Raw genomic sequence first — 16,090 nt, forward strand, 5'->3', positions numbered from 1 at the left:
ATGTTAATTAGATTAGGGTATGTTTCTATCTCAATGAAGCTTGGTAAAAAAGTTACAGCTTCAAGTAATGTTACTTTTACAAATTATAATAAACAAGAAAGCAAGGAGAAGAAGTTAGAAAAATTAAAAACAGTTGCTTTATCTAATCTAAATGATTTAGAGAAAATCCTAAAATATAACATTAATAATAATATACATTTTTATAGAATAACTTCAGCATTAGTTCCTCTAGTTACTCATCCTGAAGTTGGATATTGGGGACATAGAGAGATATTTAAAAAGGACTTTGAATATTTAGGAAATTTAATACGAAAATCGAACATGAGAGTAGATACACATCCAGATGAATTTAATGTATTAAATAGTATTAACCCATCAGTTGTTGAAAACACTAAAAGAAATTTAATGTGTCAAGTGGAATGGTTTGAGGATCTTAATTATCCTGAAGGGAAAATGGTGCTACATGTAGGAGGAGCTACATATGGAAAAGAAAATGGAATAATAAGATTTATAGATAATTTTAAAAAGATGCCTATAGAAATAGCTTCACGTTTAATAATAGAAAATGATGATAAAACATATACAGCAAAAGAAGTTTTAGAGTTGTGTAATAAACTAAAAATACCTATGGTTTTGGACGTTCATCACCATAATTGTAACAATTCAGGAGAAGATTTAGAATATATGTTAGAGAATATTTTTAATACTTGGAATAAAGAAGTTCTCCCGCCTAAAGTTCACTTTTCGTCGCCAAAGGATTTTGAGAAAGATAGAAGACATGCTGATTATATTAATCCAAAAGAATTTATTGAATTTATTGAAAAAGCTAAAAAAATAGATAGAAGTTTTGATGTAATGTTAGAATGCAAACAAAAGGATGAAGCATTATATAAATTAGTAGAAGATATAAAAAAGCTTAAGCCAGAATATAGATGGGTTGATGCAAGTAGTTTTTATTTATAAAATATATTAATATCATATAAAGTAAAATACAAAAAATAACGATAATAAATTAAAAGATTTTAAATACAACAATATAAGTAAAGCTGGGAGATGGTCTTTGTGAATAGGAATAAAATTATTATAGGAGCATTAGTAGCGATGATGTTACCATGTAACATTGTTTTTGCAGCTAGCTCAAAAGATGATTATGATAAAGAAGAATTAGAAAATATGACTCCAGGATACAGCTATTCTGATATAAATAAGAGTAAATATAAGGTTGAATCAGATAAAAATAGATTTTCAACAACACAAATCGAGGATGAAGATGAAGACGACGATGATAAAGAAGAAAAAGAAGTAGCATTTGATCAGATATTAGCAACTTCAGGTCCGGAAGTTGTTAGTATTAGTCCTAGCACAGGAAGTAGATATGATTATTGGGCAATGACAACAGATGGAAATTGGATGCTTATTGAAAAAGGTACCCCAGTTATTGGTTGGAAGAATGTACGTGGATCTTGGTATTACCTTGATGAAAGTGGAATAATGAAAACTGGATGGGTTAATGTAAATGGCTATTGGTATTACTTATACAGCAGTGGTAAAATGGCAAGTAACACATATGTAGATGGATATTATCTTGGATCAGATGGAGTAATGAGATAGTAGGGAAAAACATAGCACATAAGCTTATAGCATTATGCTATGTTTTTTTATTCTTTAGGAAATTATATTCATGGATAATCTGTGGATAAGTTATTTTTAAAAATATTGCAATAAACTAAATGCATAGTTCCTAAAGAATAAAAAATAAATTATATGCGCCTGGTCTTTTCTTCGGCAAGCTCAGAAAATCCAGAGTGCGCTGAAAAAAATCGACGGCTTAAAGGATTACGTTTTATAAAAGCTATTGTATTCTATTGGATTTGTATTTTTATAGAAGACTATATCATAGTCGCCTTGGCGATTTTTTTATTCTTTAAGAAATTATTACGTTGAAAAAAATTTGTGGAGTTAAGTTTAATTAGATATTTTGAACTATTAATATGAAACTTAAGTAAAATTTATATAAATATCAATGAAAACAATTAGTAATAAAATACGTTTATGTTATAATTAAATATATAATTAATAAAAGTATTGTCTATAATAATAAATACAATAATAATCTAATAAAGGTAGATTTAGTATGAAAAATAAAAAGATAGAAGAAATAAATTTAAAAAAATTCAATATAAAGGGGCTGGATTATGAAAGCCGGCAAAATATATTAGGTGATTTTGTTAAAAATAATATAAATCAGGTGGAAATACTAAATAAAGAAATACATACTTTATTAGAAAATGATTGGATTTATATTAAAAATAAAAAAGTATATTATAATAGTAATCTAAATGCACTATTTCCAGATTTACTTACATTTATTATAGGTTTTTGTCCAATACGTGAAGAATTTAATGATGACAGTTTAAGATTGGAATTTGGAGGATTTCATGGGAGAATAATGACGGATATAGAGCTTTTAAGTATTTTAGATAAGAGTGGTAATGTACAAGGAATATCATTTTATAATTATACTGTATTTGTAAATGGAATAAGATATATAGATAAAAATAATATTAGCAATATTAACAAATTTAAAAATAATAATAATCCATATCTATCATATCATATTCCGATATATGAATTAGATGATAATACAAGTATAATTGATGAAAATGGATATGATTTAAAGTATATAGATAATAGAAATTATATAAATGATGTATTAGATATTGTTAATTTATGGTATAAATTTGATCTTATACCAGATGGATTATCAAAAGAAAGTGAAGATTTATATATAAAGATGATGGAGCTTTCGAAGATAGGAATAAGTAAATATTTAATTTCACATAAAAGAATATAATTTTAGTAATTAAGAGGAGTATATATCAAATGAATAAACCAGAGCTTTTAGCACCAGCAGGAAATCTAGAGAAGCTTAAAACAGCTATAGAATTTGGAGCTGATGCTGTATATCTTGGAGGAAGTAAGTTAAATTTAAGAGCATATGCAGATAATTTTACGACTGAACAATTAAAAGAGGGAATTGAATTTGCACACTCAAGAGGTAAAAAAGTTCATGTAACATTGAACATAATTCCACATGATTCAGATTTAGAAGGAATAGAAGAGTACCTTAAGGAATTATACGAGCTTGGAATTGATGCAGCTATTATTGCAGATCCAGGAATTATGACAATTGCCAAGAAAGTTGTTCCGAATCTAGAGATACACTTAAGTACTCAAGCTAGTTGCTTGAATTATGAAATGGCAAAATTTTGGCATAATTTTGGTGTGAAAAGAGTTGTTACAGCAAGAGAAATGACATTGAAAGAATTAAAAGAAATGAGAGAAAAATTACCAGACACATGTGAAATTGAATCATTCATACATGGGTCTATGTGTATGGCATATTCAGGTAAATGTATGTTATCAAATTATTTAACAGGAAGAGATCCTAATAGAGGAGCTTGTGCTCAACCATGTAGATATAAATATCATTTATATGAAGAAGATGGAAATGAGCTAATTGAAAAAACAGATGAAGGCTCTGGAACATATATAATGAATTCAAGAGATTTATGTATGATAGAATACTTACCAAGTCTTATTGAAGCAGGGATAAATTCTTTTAAAATTGAAGGGAGAATGAAAAGTGTATACTATGTAGCCTCTGTGGTAAAGGCATACAGACAAGCTATTGATACATATTTTGAAAATCCAAAAGAATATAAATTTAATCCAAAATGGATGGAATACCTAGTTAAACCAAGTCATAGAGAATTTACAACAGGTTTCTATTTTGATGAGGAAGTTAAACAAAGTTATGGAAGTTCATCATACATTAGAGCATACGAAATAGTTGGAATAGTTAAAGATTATGATTCTAATACCAAAGTTGCAACTATACAGGAAAAAAATAAGGTTTATAATGGTGAAACAGTTGAATTATTGGCATTAGAAGGCGATGATAAACTTATAGAACTCAAAAATATGAAAAATGCAGACGGTGATGAGATTGAAACTGCCAATGTTCCTGAAATGATTTTTACTATAGAGTGCGAATTAGAACTCAAAAAAGATGATATATTAATTAAGAATTTACCATAATAAATTTTGGATAAAGAATATAATTAATATAAAATGATCAGAATTTAAACAGGGATTACTTAATGTTAAAGTTTAAGCACAAATAGAAAAAACTGTCTCAAATTTTTTGAGACAGTCTTTTTTATTTGTGCAATTAGGAGATACAGAGAACCATGCAATTAATATTGTTACCAAATTTCCAATTTATATACAAGTAATTACTAAATCATAGTCATACTATAATAGAATTTATCATATATATTAAAGGAAATTTATAAAAATCAACAATATTTAAAATAGGTGGGATACGATATGGATATTAAGAAGTTTTTTAGAAATATAAAAAAGGCAGTGCTAATGAAGATAAAATATGAAGTTTTCAATGATGAATTTATTTGTATAAGATTAACAACGGAAGAAAAAAATATTGTTAGAAAATTAGCAAACTGTCAAAAAAGCAATGTTCAGGACTTTGTTAAATATGTTATATTTTCGAAATATATTGATGATTTTATAAGGTAATATATAAGTTTTAAAAAAATATATGTACGAAAACAATATCATATGTAGAAATGTTAGAAGTTATATGTTATAAATTTATTATGAGGGTTAACAAAGTAAAATAAAAAATATTTATTTACATAATAATGAATACTGGGGGATGAGAATTTGGGTGGAGTATTATTATCTATTAATGAATTTATTGAGGAATATAAGAATGCAGATATAAATTTTGAAGACTGTAATCTTAGGATTCTTATGAAATATGCAGAAAGGGGAAATAAAAAAGCTCAAAATAGTCTTGGAGACAGATATTACAACGGTGAACTAGGAGAACAAAATTATGAGAAGGCAATAAAATGGTATAAAAGATCAGCAAGCCAAGGATATAGTATTGCAGAATACAATCTAGGGTATATGTATTATTATGGACTTGGTACAAAAATAGACTATGAAAATGCTTTAAAATATTTTAAAAGAGCTGCATTTAAAGGTCATGTTGATGCTCAATGTAATTTAGGATGCATGTTTGAAGACGGTGAAGGTACTGAGCAAAATTATAAAGAGGCAGAAAAGTGGTACTTGGAAGCTGAAAAGCAAGGAGACTGTTTTGCACAATATAATTTGGGAAATTTATATATGCACGGTAAAGGTGTTAATACAAATTATAGTAAAGCATTTATGCTTTATGAAAAATCTGCCATGCAAGGATATTCTAAAGCACAAAATATTTTGGGATATATGTATGAAGAAGGAATTGGAGTAGAACAAGATTTTAGGATCGCAGCTAAATGGTATGAAAAAGCTGCATATCAAGGCTATTCTTATGCACAATATAATTTGGCTGGGATGCACTATTTAGGAAAAGGGATAAAACGAAATTACAGTTTGTCTTATTCGTGGTATAAAAAAGCAGCTCAGCAAGGTCTTGAGAAGGCTCAGATTGCATTAAAAAAAATGTTTAGTTAAAAATGGAGGACTTATAAAAATCAATATATTTTTATAAGTCCATTTTTATTTTACATTTTAAAACTTGGAGAGGTGAAAATAACTATTTTGTTATTATTGATGATATTATTAAGAATATAATTGATAATATTATTTAAATATTATAGGAATAAAAGTGGCCATAATCCAAGGCCGCCAAAGCCACCAAAGCCACCAAGGCCACAGCAACCAAAACCATTGTTAAATCTACCAAAACGATTATTAAAATTATTGTTAGATCTACGATTAGAATTATTGCAACAACAACATCTTCTACATCTTCTTCTACATCTTCTTCTTCTTCTGTTTGAAGTATCTCTATCTGAATTGCAACGTGACATATACATAATCTCCTTTTTGATTATTTTTTATATTAATAATATATTCGACATAATAGATATGTGTTACAATATTATGTTAAAAAAATGCTTCAAATAATCAATTTGATAAAGTATTAATAATTAGTTTTATTCTAACAAATTTATAGTATAATATATAATATGTTAGGGGGAAGTTTTGGATGAGTAGAAAAAAAAAGAATAAGGCTGATTTATGGAAAAAAACAATAATTTTTCTTTCACCTTTAGCTATAATATATTTAAGTATATCAATTTATTTTAGTAATCATTTTTATTATAATTCTGTAGTCAACTGCATTAATGTGTCAGGACAGACCGTAAAAGAAGCTAATAATACAATATCATCAGAAATAAATGAATATACACTGCAATTACATGGTAGAGAAAACGTTAATGATGAAATTAAAGGAAATGATATTGAATTATCTTATAAATCAAATGATGATCTAAAAAAAATAAAAAAGAGCCAAAATCCGTTTACATGGTTTTTAGGATTTTTTAATAAAAATAGCAATTTGACAATAGACATGGTTTCTTATAATGAAAGCTTATTAGATGATTATATTGATAATCTTACATATTTTGACGTTGGAAACATAGTTGAACCTAAAGATGCGAATTTTGAATTTAAGAATAATAAATTTGAGATTACAAACGAAGTTGTAGGAACAAAAGTAAATAAGGAAGTTCTTCGTGAAAAGATCATAAATGCTATAAAAAACGGCGAACATATATTAGATTTGGAAGAAGAGAATTGTTATGAAAATCCTAATTATACAAAAGACTCTAAAGAAGTAATTGATGCTAAAGATAAGTTGAATTCAATGATAGATCTTACAATTACATATGATGTTGGAGACGAAAAAGAAATTGTTGATGGTAGTATAATTAGTAATTGGCTTAATGTAGGAGAAGATTTTGAAATAAATTTTGATAAAGAGAAAATTAAAGAATATGTTTATAAATTAGCAAGTAAATACAATACATTTGGTGGAAATAGAGATTTTCTCACAACAGATGGGGATAAGATTAAAGTTAGTGGGGGGAATTATGGATGGATTATTGATCAACCTAAAGAGGTTGATGAATTAGTTAAGGATCTTAAAGAAAATAAATCAATAGAAAGGGAGCCTATATATTCACAAACAGCAGTATCAAGAGCAAAAAATGATATTGGAGATACATATGTTGAGATAAATATGACTAAACAACACATGTGGTTCTATAAAAATGGAAATCTTATAACAGAGGGTGATGTTGTAACAGGAAATGCAAGTAATAATTGGTCAACACCTGTTGGAACATATAGATTAAACTATAGAGAAAGAAATGCTACCTTAGTTGGAGAAAATTATAGTTCGCCAGTGAATTTTTGGATGCCATTTAACAATAATATAGGAATACATGATGCAACATGGAGAAATGAATTTGGTGGACAAATATATTTAACAAATGGTTCACATGGATGTGTTAATGCTCCATATGCAGTTGCAGAAACAATATTTAATAATATTGAACCAGGAACTCCAATTATTTGCTATTATTAAACCAAGTTTTTATCATATCTTATAAATAGTGTTTAAATATAGTGTTTAAATATAGTGTTTGATAATGTATAATATAATCATATTAAATATAGAAAAAATGATACTTAGAAAACTACTTGAATAAAAAGGGGGATATTTAAATGAAGTTTATAGGATGTATACAATTAATAAAGGATGATTTTAATAATGTATTGATAATGAAAAGGAAGGCTAAAAGAGGTACTATTTCTAAATGGACTTTATTAGAACAAAAGATTAGAGGAAAAGAAAGTGATGAAAAGTGTCTTGCAAGAGCTGCTAAGGATGTTTTGAAAACAATAGTGTTTGACAATAAAGAATTTAAAGAATATAAAATAAATGAAGATGAAGCTATAAAGGTTTATATAGGAACATTAAAGGAAAAATTCATTCTAGATAAATCATATGATGAAGCAAAATGGATCAATAAAAGTAGAATAGATGACTGTGATATTGAAGAATTAGATAAAAAAATATTACTAGATTATTTTAATTAGAATGTTGAAAAGATGTTGTATCAGAAATAGTGAATTTGATACAACATCTTTTTATTTTATGGTAAATTACCAAATTATTTATTCGATAAAAAAATATAGGGTAAATTCACAAATGTGAGAAAGGGGTGATTCAGATGGGAATGTCAATAAGAAATAATTTAAATGCTATGTTTGCTCTTAGATATATTGGTATAAATAATGATCTTTTGGGTAAAAGCATAGAAAAACTATCTTCTGGTCTTAGAATAAACAGAGCTGGTGATGATGCAGCAGGGCTTGCTATATCAGAAAAAATGAGAGGTCAGATTAATGGTTTGACTCAAGCAAGCAGGAATGCACAAGATGGAATATCGTTAATGCAAACAGCCGAAGGCTCTGTAAATGAGACTCATAGTATGCTTCAAAGAATGAAGACACTAGCAGTTCAAGCTGCTAATGGAACTTATACAAATAGTGATAGAAAACTTATAGATAAGGAACTACAAGAGCTGAAAAAAGAAATAAACAGAATTGTAAAAGATACAGAATTTAATGGAATGACACTTCTTGATGGATCATTTGATAAAAAGAAGGGGTCAGATGGTCTTAATTTACAAGTTGGAAATAAAGCGAATCAAATAATATCTGTTGATATTGAAGGAGCTACATTAAATGATCTTGGCATTCAACATATCAGTATAGAGACAGAAGATGATGCTAAAAGTGCCCTATCTAAAATAGAAAATGCCATATATTATACATCTGGCATAAGAGCTACTCTAGGCGCAGTTCAAAATAGATTAGAGCATACTATTTCTTCATTAGATAATACAGCAGAAAATTTACAATCTGCTGAAAGCAGAATTAGAGATACAGATATAGCAAAAGAAATGATGGAATATGTAAAGTCTAAGTTATTAATGGATGTGGGAATTAGTATGTTGACACAAGCAAATCAAGAATCCAATTTTATTTTAAAATTGTTAGATTCAATGTAAAATAATTTGAAATTATTGAAAAGGATTGACGTAAAAATGAAAAAAATAATATATATTTTTTGTATTTTAGTGCTTACTTTAAATTTGATTTCTTGTGGAAATAAAGAAACTGTAGATTCAGATGAACAGGCTACAGAACAAAAAGAAAGCACAAATACTATTAAAGCTAAATCAGAAGAATTAAAAGTAGATACATTTACAACAAATGATAATTATGTTAAAGCAAAATGGGTATATGGTCCAGAAAAAGAGAGTGAGTGACAATATAATATGATTATCAGAGTTAATAAAAATGGCTACATCAGAATGAGTATGTAATTTGGTGCAGTCTATTTTTTATTCTACATAAATATGAATAAAATAAAATTAAAAAGTAATAATAAAAAAGTAATGTTATATATTGAATAATATTTTAAATAATATTTTTAAAGTACAAGCATACTTGCATGTATATAAAGTAAAATGTATAATTAAGAAAAATATAGTAGAGAAAATGGAATTTTAAGGAGTACAAAATTGGAAAATAATAATATTGAAAAAAAACAAGTAAAGAAGAAGCGAAAATATATACCTAATAGAAAGAAAGTAAAAATAATCCCATTAGGTGGGCTTGGAGAAATAGGAAAGAATATTACTGCATTTGAATATGAAAATGAAATAGTGGTAATAGACTGTGGATTATCATTCCCAGATGAAGAATTATATGGTATAGATATTGTTATACCTGATGTAACATATCTTATTAATAATAGTCATAAAGTTAAAGGTTTTTTTATAACACATGGACACGAAGATCATATTGGAGGTTTGCCTTACGTTCTTAAGCAAATTAATGTACCTATTTATGGCACAAAGCTAACAATAGGTTTGATAGAAAGTAAACTTACTGAACATAATATTTTAAGTGATTGTACATTAAATGTTGTAGAGCCAGGCGAAATAGTTGAACTTGATAATTTTAAGGTGGAATTTATAAGAAATAATCATAGTATAGCGGATAGCTGTTCAATAGCGTTACACACACCATTAGGTGTAATTGTTCATAGTGGAGATTTTAAAGTTGACTTTACACCAATAGATAATAAAGTTATGGATTTGGCTAGGTATGCACAGCTTGGGAAAAAAGGAGTGCTATTATTAATGGCAGATAGTACTAACGCTATTAAGCCAGGATATACCATGTCGGAAAAAACAGTTGGTGAAACATTAGAAAGACTATTTTTACAAGCAACAGGAAGAATTATAGTTGCTACATTTGCATCTAATATTCATAGATTACAGCAAATAGTCAATGCATGTGAAAAGCACAATAGAAAAATAGCGTTTAGTGGAAGAAGTATGGAGAAAATATCAGAAGTCTCAATGGAACTTGGATATTTAAATGTTCCAGATGGAATGATAATTAGTCTTGATGAAATAAATAATTATTCAGATGAAAGAATAACTATTGTAACTACAGGAAGTCAAGGAGAACCAATGTCGGCTTTAACAAGGATTGCCTCAGCTACTCATAGAAATATACAGATACAAAAAGGTGATATGGTTATAATATCTGCTACTCCGATTCCAGGAAATGAAAAATCAGTTTCTAATGTTATAAATTCATTAACAGAGAAAGGTGCTAATGTAATTTATAAGGCGATTGAAGATATTCATGTATCAGGTCATGCTTGTGAGCAAGAATTAAGACTTATTCAAGCCCTTCTTAAACCCAAATTCTTTTTACCTGTTCATGGAGAATATAAGCAGTTAAGAGCTCATAGCAAAATAGCACAAGATATGGGAGTAGATGAAAATAAGATTTTTATATTAGAAATTGGTGATGTTTTTGAACTTTATAAAAATAGAGGTAAAATAGCAGGAAAGGTTCCATCAGGTAGAGTTCTTATTGATGGAATGGGAATAGGTGATGTTGGTAATATAGTTCTTAGAGATAGGAAAAATCTATCGCAAGATGGCATAATAACTATAGTTACTGTTATAGATAAAAAGAATAAATTTATAATATCTGGCCCAGATGTAATAACAAGAGGATTTGTTTACGTGAGAGATAGTGAAGAACTAATAAATGAATTAAGAAATGAAGCTTTGAGAATAGTGGGAAATTGTCTTGAAAAAAATATAACTCAGTGGTCAGAAATGAAAAATACAATAAGAAAAGATGTTGGATCATATATTTATTCAAAGATTAAAAGAAAACCTATGATTTTACCGGTTATTGTTGAAGTATAAAAATGAAAAGAGACCAACAAGAAGATTTATTTAATATATCTTCTTGTTGGTCTCTTTATTTTTAAAGTAAAGAATTTTTTCTTCATATTCTTTTATTTTGGCTTATATCATATATAGCTTTTGCATAAAGCTGATGATCAACATCAATAAAACCTATTTTATTGCTTCTACTGTCTAAACTATCGTTTCTATTATCACCCATTACAAATATTTTACCTTTAGGAATATAAAAGGTCATGTTTTCGCATTCCATAGGTTCTTTTATGTATGACTCAGAGACCAATTTATTATTTCTATATAATTTATTATTTAATATATCAATTTTATCATTAGGCAAGCCGATAACTCTTTTAATTAGAAATTTATTTTTATATGAATAATCAATATTAGAATAATTTCTTTTTACTATAACAACATCTTCATAATTAGGAAGATTATCTTGATACGTATACATATCTAGAAGTACCACATCTTCATTATCAATAGTGTTATTCATAGAAAATCCTTTAACTACTGTTATACCAAAGGTTTTAAAAAATAATACGAATAATATTAAAGAGGCAACAAAAAGTTTAATAAGAGAAGAGAGTATAGTTTTAATATTCATTATTAGTACATCCTTTCTGTGAACAATTTAAAAGATATTACTATGGATATTATTAACATTATTTTGTGTAATTAAACAAAACTTATAAAAAATATACGAGGAGAATCAGAGTTTGTTTTATTCAAAAAAGGTATTGTGTAGTTTATGTATTATTTTTTCAATGTTTATAGGTGGATTTTTAGCATATATAACGTTTGCTAACGAGCAAAAAACTATTAATAAAAGAAAAGAAATACAAAACGAAGTGATAAAAGAAGTGAAAGATGATATGAATACTATTGTTGATGATGAAAAATTTATAAAAATAGATGCGGAATTAACAGCTTATTGTAATTGTAAAGAGTGTTCAGAAGAGTGGGGAGATATTACTGCAATGCAGACTAGGACAAGGGTAGGGGTTGTTGCAGCACCAAAAGAAATAGAATTAGGAAGTAAAATATATATTCCTATTCTCAAAGATTATGCCGCTAATGGAATGTTTTCTGTAGAAGATAGGGGGAGTGCAGTAAAAATTAAAGATGATGGAACATATATAATAGATGTATGGATTTCAAATCATGATGAAGTTGAAAAGTTTGGAAGAAAGAAATGCACAGTATATTTACAGGAATAATATTAAATAGAGCATAAAATAATATATTTAGATAAAAAAATAGAATAAATATTTTGCCTACATTAGAAAAAATTATGCATAAAAAAGGCTAGAAATCAAGAATAAATTGGATTTAAAATACATAAAAAATATAAAAGACCAATTAAGGAATGTTATTGCTTTGCATAAATAACAATTATATACTATAATAATTCATGCCATGTCGATGTCACTGCAATTTTTTATTTTAAAGATTAATTTCTAGAAAAATTGCAAAAAAGAAACAAGGAGTGGTTATTTGTCGAACTTAAAGAAATATATGTTTAGGGGATGTGCATTTGGTGCAATCTCACTAGTTATAGGAATGTCTTTATATTCTGCTAAAGGAGTTAAAGGTGAATCTATAAATAGAAACATAGAATATTCTAAAAGCGAAACGCCTAAAGTAAATACTAATCAAAATAATAATTATACGGTTAGTATGATGAATCAACTTACAGTAAAGGAAGAAAAACAAAAATTACTACCTTATGGTCAAGTAGTAGATGTTGAATCAAATTTATGTGTAAGAGAAACGCCTGACATAAACAGTGGAGCAAGTACTGTTTTAATGAATGGTATGACATTTGAGATATTGAGTAAAACTAATGAATGGTATGAGATTAAATATAATGATATACAAGGTTTTGTTCATGAAGACTATGTAGAAGAGTATGAAAATACTCCGCCTAATGAGGTTTATGAAGAAAACACGACATTTAAAAGAGCGATTAAGGCGGAATTAACAGCTTATTGCGATGATCCAAGATGTTCAGATGGATGGGGTTCTAAAACAGCTATGGAAACTCATACAAGAATTGGTGTTATCGCAGCTCCAAAAGACATCCCTCTAGGTAGTAAAATATATATACCAGAGCTTACAAATTTAAAATCAGATGGTATTTTCGATGTGGAAGATAGAGGTGGAGCAATTAAAGTTAAAGAAGATGGTACATACGTTATTGACGTATGGGTACCATCATATGAAGAGGCAATCGCATTTGGAAGAAAAGAAGCTACTATTTATTTAATGGAATAGTAAAAAATAAGAAGACTAGAAATTTAAGATTCAGGATTTCTAGTCTTCTTATTTTATGAAATTTTTTAATCTAAAAATTCAACTTGTCTTTGTATTTGCTGCATTTTAAGATCTGTAGAAGATATAACATCTGCACATTCCTTTAAATCATGTTTAATATCTAAAGAAGCATTTTTTTCTGTTTTATAATATAACTTATGTTCAAGACTTGCCCAAAAATCCATAGCAATGGTTCTGATTTGAACTTCAACTCTTACTAGTTCTACATGTTCAGAAAAAAATACAGGAACTTGTACAACTAAGTGTAGGCTTCTATAACCATTAGGTTTTGGATTTTTTATGTAGTCTTTTTCTTCTATTAATATAATATCATCTTGTTTAATAAGTGTATTTGCAACTTCATAAATATCATCAACAAATGAGCATATGACACGGACACCTGCAATATCATGCAAGTTATTCTTAGCAGATGCTATACTTATTTCAAATCCTTTTCTCTCAAGTTTGGACATTATACTTTTTGGAGTTTTAATTCTAGATTTCATATATTCAATAGGATTACGTTTCCTTTTTATTTTAAATTCTTCATCTAAAATTTCAAGTTTTGTTTTTACCTCTTTTACTGCTGAATGATAAAGCAATAAAAAACCAGCCATTTCATCAAATTTTTCTTCTACATCATTATTACCATCTTTGCTAGATAAAAAAATTTTTTGCTCAACTGTTACATCATCCATAAATAATTCTCCTTTCAATCTAGCTCTAATTACTATGTAAACATTTCATTATATAATAATTATATAATATTTTCTTTAATATCTAAATAGATAATTTAAAAGATAATAAAATATTAACAATATATTCTAGTATATAACATAAAAAAATACTAAATAATAAAATGAGGATTTATTACTACTTAAGGAGGTGAATACTACATATTATATTGTAGTAAGCATATGAAAAAAATCGTAAGGAATTTAATGATATTTGTTTTAGGGGTTATTGTAAGTTTATCTTCTAGTATTAGTATATTTGCTGAAAGTAAAGAAAAAAAACAAGAGTATATGGATTCACATAAAGAAATAATTAAAAGCTTAAAAGAATGTGAAAAAGTATGTGATATACATACAGAAGATATTACTGTTGATTTTTTAAATCAATTTATTTATGCAAATAAGATAAAGATTGGGTTAAGTGAAAACTTAATTAAGTATGGTGACAGTAAAGAAGTAAGAAATGAAGCTAAAAAATGTATACGTAATTCTCTTGAAAACATTAGTAATGCTGAACCAATATTAGATTGCATAAAAAATAATTTAACAAAAGATAAGCTCAAAGAAGAAAAATATTTAAAAGAATACCTTGAGATATATAATGAAATGATTGAAGAGATGGAAAATGATTGTAAAGAAGATATTGTTGATAGGGTGTTCTTAAAGAATATTATTTGTCATGGTAAATTTACTGTAAAGATGTTAGATAATATAGAAAAATATAATGAAGATAAGGGAATAGTTAAACTTTATAAAGATTCTAAAAAGAATCAAATAAAAGAAATAAAAAAAATGGAAAAACTATTAGATGAACTTGAATAAAGAAGGGAGAAATAAAAATGAAAAAAGAACATTATAATGTTAATGGCCTAGCAAATGAAGAAATGAAAACTCAAGTCAAAAATGCACTTGATAAAATTGAAGGGGTTAATAATGTTTGCGTTGATTTAGCTCGAGGAACCGTAGAGGTTGCTTACAATAATCCTGCAACTAGTCAAGAAATAAAAAAATGCATTGAAAATACCGGGCATGAGGTGGAATAATTCGCGGGGATAAGTGAAAAACTCTCAATCTGTATTAAGTAACAAGGAAATAGAGACTCCTAAAAACATCATTAATGTTTTTAGGAGTTTTTATTATGGACTTTACTCTGTTGAGCGAATGCGAAACATAAAACCACTTGCTATGCGGTGATTATTATTTATTCACGAAATTATAGAATAAATTTAGAACAATAAAATTTATAATCTATATCATATATAGGAACAATAAAATACTGCTAATAAAGAAAGATTATCCTTCTAATATTTTTACATAAAAGGTTCTATTTCGTGGACCGTCAAATTCACAAAAATAAACATCTTGCCATGTTCCAAGTATTAAACTGCCATTATGTAGAATTAGAATCTGAGAAACACCTACTGTAGATGATTTTAAATGTGCATGTGAATTTCCCTCGAAATGTTTATAATTTTTATCAAATGTTGGATAAACTTTTTCAAATCCATAAATGCAATCATGTACTACATCAGGATCTACATTTTCATTTATTGTAATGCCAGCAGTAGTATGCGGACAGTATAATATAACAATTCCATTAAGTATTTTACTTTGCTTTATATCATCTTTTATATAAGAAGTAATATTTATAAAATCCTGCCTATTAGATATTGTTAGTGAATGTTTAAATAAATTTGACATACAAACAACCTCCATAAATTAATTATCTATACATAGTATAAAGTATAGAGCATATTTTTTCTAAGAAACAACTTTTTTATTTAATTTTTAAGTATAAATGAATTTATACTTTATTTATATATTTTAAATTATGTTAATAAA

The 16,090-nt window shown here is 27.1% G+C and carries 19 protein-coding genes; 15 read left to right on the forward strand and 4 right to left on the reverse strand.

Annotation, left to right across the window (positions count from 1 at the left end; all coding sequences use genetic code 11):
* The 6 genes from uvsE to CNEONATNEC86_RS08700 all read left to right on the forward strand — a co-directional run bounded on the left by uvsE (position 1) and on the right by CNEONATNEC86_RS08700 (position 5,550).
* A complete protein-coding gene (uvsE, locus tag CNEONATNEC86_RS08675) occupies positions 1 to 963 on the forward strand; it encodes a UV DNA damage repair endonuclease UvsE (protein WP_058294846.1) in 963 nt (320 codons plus the stop codon).
* A 99-nt stretch (positions 964 to 1,062) separates the two neighbouring features.
* Complete coding sequence (locus tag CNEONATNEC86_RS21815) at positions 1,063 to 1,611, forward strand: cell wall-binding protein (protein WP_370468881.1); 549 nt, start codon at positions 1,063 to 1,065, stop codon at positions 1,609 to 1,611.
* 523 nt (positions 1,612 to 2,134) lie between these two features.
* On the forward strand, positions 2,135 to 2,854 hold the full coding sequence (locus CNEONATNEC86_RS08685; RefSeq protein ID WP_125148439.1) for a hypothetical protein: 720 nt from the start codon (positions 2,135 to 2,137) through the stop codon (positions 2,852 to 2,854).
* Positions 2,855 to 2,883: 29 nt separating this feature from the next.
* Entirely contained in the window at positions 2,884 to 4,101 is a 1,218-nt protein-coding gene (locus CNEONATNEC86_RS08690; protein WP_058294849.1) for a peptidase U32 family protein, read from the forward strand.
* Between the two features lie 291 nt (positions 4,102 to 4,392).
* Entirely contained in the window at positions 4,393 to 4,602 is a 210-nt protein-coding gene (locus CNEONATNEC86_RS08695; RefSeq protein ID WP_125148438.1) for a hypothetical protein, read from the forward strand.
* A 147-nt stretch (positions 4,603 to 4,749) separates the two neighbouring features.
* The gene (locus CNEONATNEC86_RS08700) at positions 4,750 to 5,550 is read left to right on the forward strand and encodes a tetratricopeptide repeat protein (RefSeq protein WP_058294851.1); all 801 of its coding nucleotides are present in this window, start codon (positions 4,750 to 4,752) and stop codon (positions 5,548 to 5,550) included.
* Positions 5,551 to 5,690: 140 nt separating this feature from the next.
* Here the strand turns inward: CNEONATNEC86_RS08700 and CNEONATNEC86_RS08705 are convergent, their stop codons facing one another.
* Positions 5,691 to 5,909 carry a ground-like protein gene (locus CNEONATNEC86_RS08705; RefSeq protein WP_125148436.1) on the reverse strand — a complete coding sequence of 73 codons (219 nt, stop codon included), beginning with the start codon at positions 5,907 to 5,909 and terminating at the stop codon, positions 5,691 to 5,693.
* Between the two features lie 179 nt (positions 5,910 to 6,088).
* Between CNEONATNEC86_RS08705 and CNEONATNEC86_RS08710 the strand changes: the two genes are divergently transcribed.
* The 5 genes from CNEONATNEC86_RS08710 (at position 6,089) to CNEONATNEC86_RS08730 (ending at position 11,198) form a co-directional block, all read left to right on the forward strand.
* On the forward strand, positions 6,089 to 7,474 hold the full coding sequence (locus tag CNEONATNEC86_RS08710) for a L,D-transpeptidase family protein (protein ID WP_058294853.1): 1,386 nt from the start codon (positions 6,089 to 6,091) through the stop codon (positions 7,472 to 7,474).
* A gap of 140 nt (positions 7,475 to 7,614) precedes the next feature.
* Positions 7,615 to 7,989 (forward strand): hypothetical protein, encoded by a 375-nt coding sequence (locus CNEONATNEC86_RS08715; protein WP_058294854.1) that lies wholly within the window; start codon positions 7,615 to 7,617, stop codon positions 7,987 to 7,989.
* A 140-nt stretch (positions 7,990 to 8,129) separates the two neighbouring features.
* Positions 8,130 to 8,966, forward strand: a complete 837-nt coding sequence (locus tag CNEONATNEC86_RS08720; protein ID WP_159136073.1) for a flagellin N-terminal helical domain-containing protein — start codon at positions 8,130 to 8,132, stop codon at positions 8,964 to 8,966.
* Between the two features lie 36 nt (positions 8,967 to 9,002).
* Positions 9,003 to 9,227: a hypothetical protein gene (locus CNEONATNEC86_RS08725; protein WP_058294855.1), complete on the forward strand. Its 225-nt coding sequence runs from the start codon at positions 9,003 to 9,005 to the stop codon at positions 9,225 to 9,227.
* Between the two features lie 255 nt (positions 9,228 to 9,482).
* Positions 9,483 to 11,198 (forward strand): ribonuclease J, encoded by a 1,716-nt coding sequence (locus CNEONATNEC86_RS08730; protein ID WP_058294856.1) that lies wholly within the window; start codon positions 9,483 to 9,485, stop codon positions 11,196 to 11,198.
* 82 nt (positions 11,199 to 11,280) lie between these two features.
* Here CNEONATNEC86_RS08730 and lepB read toward each other — a convergent pair whose 3' ends face one another.
* Positions 11,281 to 11,805: a signal peptidase I gene (gene lepB / locus CNEONATNEC86_RS08735; protein ID WP_058294857.1), complete on the reverse strand. Its 525-nt coding sequence runs from the start codon at positions 11,803 to 11,805 to the stop codon at positions 11,281 to 11,283.
* Between the two features lie 112 nt (positions 11,806 to 11,917).
* Here lepB and CNEONATNEC86_RS08740 point away from each other — a divergent pair, with 112 nt between their 5' ends.
* On the forward strand, positions 11,918 to 12,418 hold the full coding sequence (locus tag CNEONATNEC86_RS08740) for a 3D domain-containing protein (protein ID WP_097919261.1): 501 nt from the start codon (positions 11,918 to 11,920) through the stop codon (positions 12,416 to 12,418).
* A 460-nt stretch (positions 12,419 to 12,878) separates the two neighbouring features.
* Positions 12,879 to 13,475, forward strand: a complete 597-nt coding sequence (locus CNEONATNEC86_RS08745; RefSeq protein WP_058296891.1) for an SH3 domain-containing protein — start codon at positions 12,879 to 12,881, stop codon at positions 13,473 to 13,475.
* A 65-nt stretch (positions 13,476 to 13,540) separates the two neighbouring features.
* Here the strand turns inward: CNEONATNEC86_RS08745 and CNEONATNEC86_RS08750 are convergent, their stop codons facing one another.
* A complete protein-coding gene (locus CNEONATNEC86_RS08750; protein ID WP_058294858.1) occupies positions 13,541 to 14,212 on the reverse strand; it encodes a GTP pyrophosphokinase in 672 nt (223 codons plus the stop codon).
* 219 nt (positions 14,213 to 14,431) lie between these two features.
* On the opposite strand from CNEONATNEC86_RS08750, the gene CNEONATNEC86_RS08755 reads away from it, so the two are divergent.
* Both CNEONATNEC86_RS08755 and CNEONATNEC86_RS08760 read left to right on the forward strand, forming a co-directional pair.
* Positions 14,432 to 15,070 carry a phage integrase SAM-like domain-containing protein gene (locus CNEONATNEC86_RS08755; RefSeq protein ID WP_058294859.1) on the forward strand — a complete coding sequence of 213 codons (639 nt, stop codon included), beginning with the start codon at positions 14,432 to 14,434 and terminating at the stop codon, positions 15,068 to 15,070.
* Between the two features lie 17 nt (positions 15,071 to 15,087).
* Positions 15,088 to 15,291, forward strand: a complete 204-nt coding sequence (locus tag CNEONATNEC86_RS08760; RefSeq protein ID WP_058294860.1) for a heavy-metal-associated domain-containing protein — start codon at positions 15,088 to 15,090, stop codon at positions 15,289 to 15,291.
* 250 nt (positions 15,292 to 15,541) lie between these two features.
* On the opposite strand, the gene CNEONATNEC86_RS08765 is transcribed toward CNEONATNEC86_RS08760, so the two are convergent.
* Complete coding sequence (locus tag CNEONATNEC86_RS08765; protein WP_159116077.1) at positions 15,542 to 15,949, reverse strand: secondary thiamine-phosphate synthase enzyme YjbQ; 408 nt, start codon at positions 15,947 to 15,949, stop codon at positions 15,542 to 15,544.
* Positions 15,950 to 16,090 lie beyond the last annotated feature (141 nt).

The sequence above is a fragment of the Clostridium neonatale genome, assembly GCF_900465025.1.
Taxonomy (GTDB): Bacteria; Bacillota; Clostridia; order Clostridiales; family Clostridiaceae; genus Clostridium; species Clostridium neonatale.

Coding starts and splice junctions, on each gene's coding strand:
- CNEONATNEC86_RS08695 (WP_125148438.1), top strand. CDS start 4,393: ATGGATATTAAGAAGTTTTTTAGAAATATAAAAAAGGCAGTGCTAATG.
- CNEONATNEC86_RS08750 (WP_058294858.1), bottom strand. CDS start 14,212: ATGGATGATGTAACAGTTGAGCAAAAAATTTTTTTATCTAGCAAAGAT.
- CNEONATNEC86_RS08720 (WP_159136073.1), top strand. CDS start 8,130: ATGTCAATAAGAAATAATTTAAATGCTATGTTTGCTCTTAGATATATT.
- CNEONATNEC86_RS08765 (WP_159116077.1), bottom strand. CDS start 15,949: ATGTCAAATTTATTTAAACATTCACTAACAATATCTAATAGGCAGGAT.
- CNEONATNEC86_RS08760 (WP_058294860.1), top strand. CDS start 15,088: ATGAAAAAAGAACATTATAATGTTAATGGCCTAGCAAATGAAGAAATG.
- CNEONATNEC86_RS08710 (WP_058294853.1), top strand. CDS start 6,089: ATGAGTAGAAAAAAAAAGAATAAGGCTGATTTATGGAAAAAAACAATA.
- uvsE (WP_058294846.1), top strand. CDS start 1: ATGTTAATTAGATTAGGGTATGTTTCTATCTCAATGAAGCTTGGTAAA.
- CNEONATNEC86_RS08705 (WP_125148436.1), bottom strand. CDS start 5,909: ATGTCACGTTGCAATTCAGATAGAGATACTTCAAACAGAAGAAGAAGA.
- CNEONATNEC86_RS08725 (WP_058294855.1), top strand. CDS start 9,003: ATGAAAAAAATAATATATATTTTTTGTATTTTAGTGCTTACTTTAAAT.
- CNEONATNEC86_RS08690 (WP_058294849.1), top strand. CDS start 2,884: ATGAATAAACCAGAGCTTTTAGCACCAGCAGGAAATCTAGAGAAGCTT.
- CNEONATNEC86_RS08755 (WP_058294859.1), top strand. CDS start 14,432: ATGAAAAAAATCGTAAGGAATTTAATGATATTTGTTTTAGGGGTTATT.
- CNEONATNEC86_RS08685 (WP_125148439.1), top strand. CDS start 2,135: ATGAAAAATAAAAAGATAGAAGAAATAAATTTAAAAAAATTCAATATA.
- CNEONATNEC86_RS08715 (WP_058294854.1), top strand. CDS start 7,615: ATGAAGTTTATAGGATGTATACAATTAATAAAGGATGATTTTAATAAT.
- CNEONATNEC86_RS08745 (WP_058296891.1), top strand. CDS start 12,879: ATGATGAATCAACTTACAGTAAAGGAAGAAAAACAAAAATTACTACCT.
- lepB (WP_058294857.1), bottom strand. CDS start 11,805: ATGAATATTAAAACTATACTCTCTTCTCTTATTAAACTTTTTGTTGCC.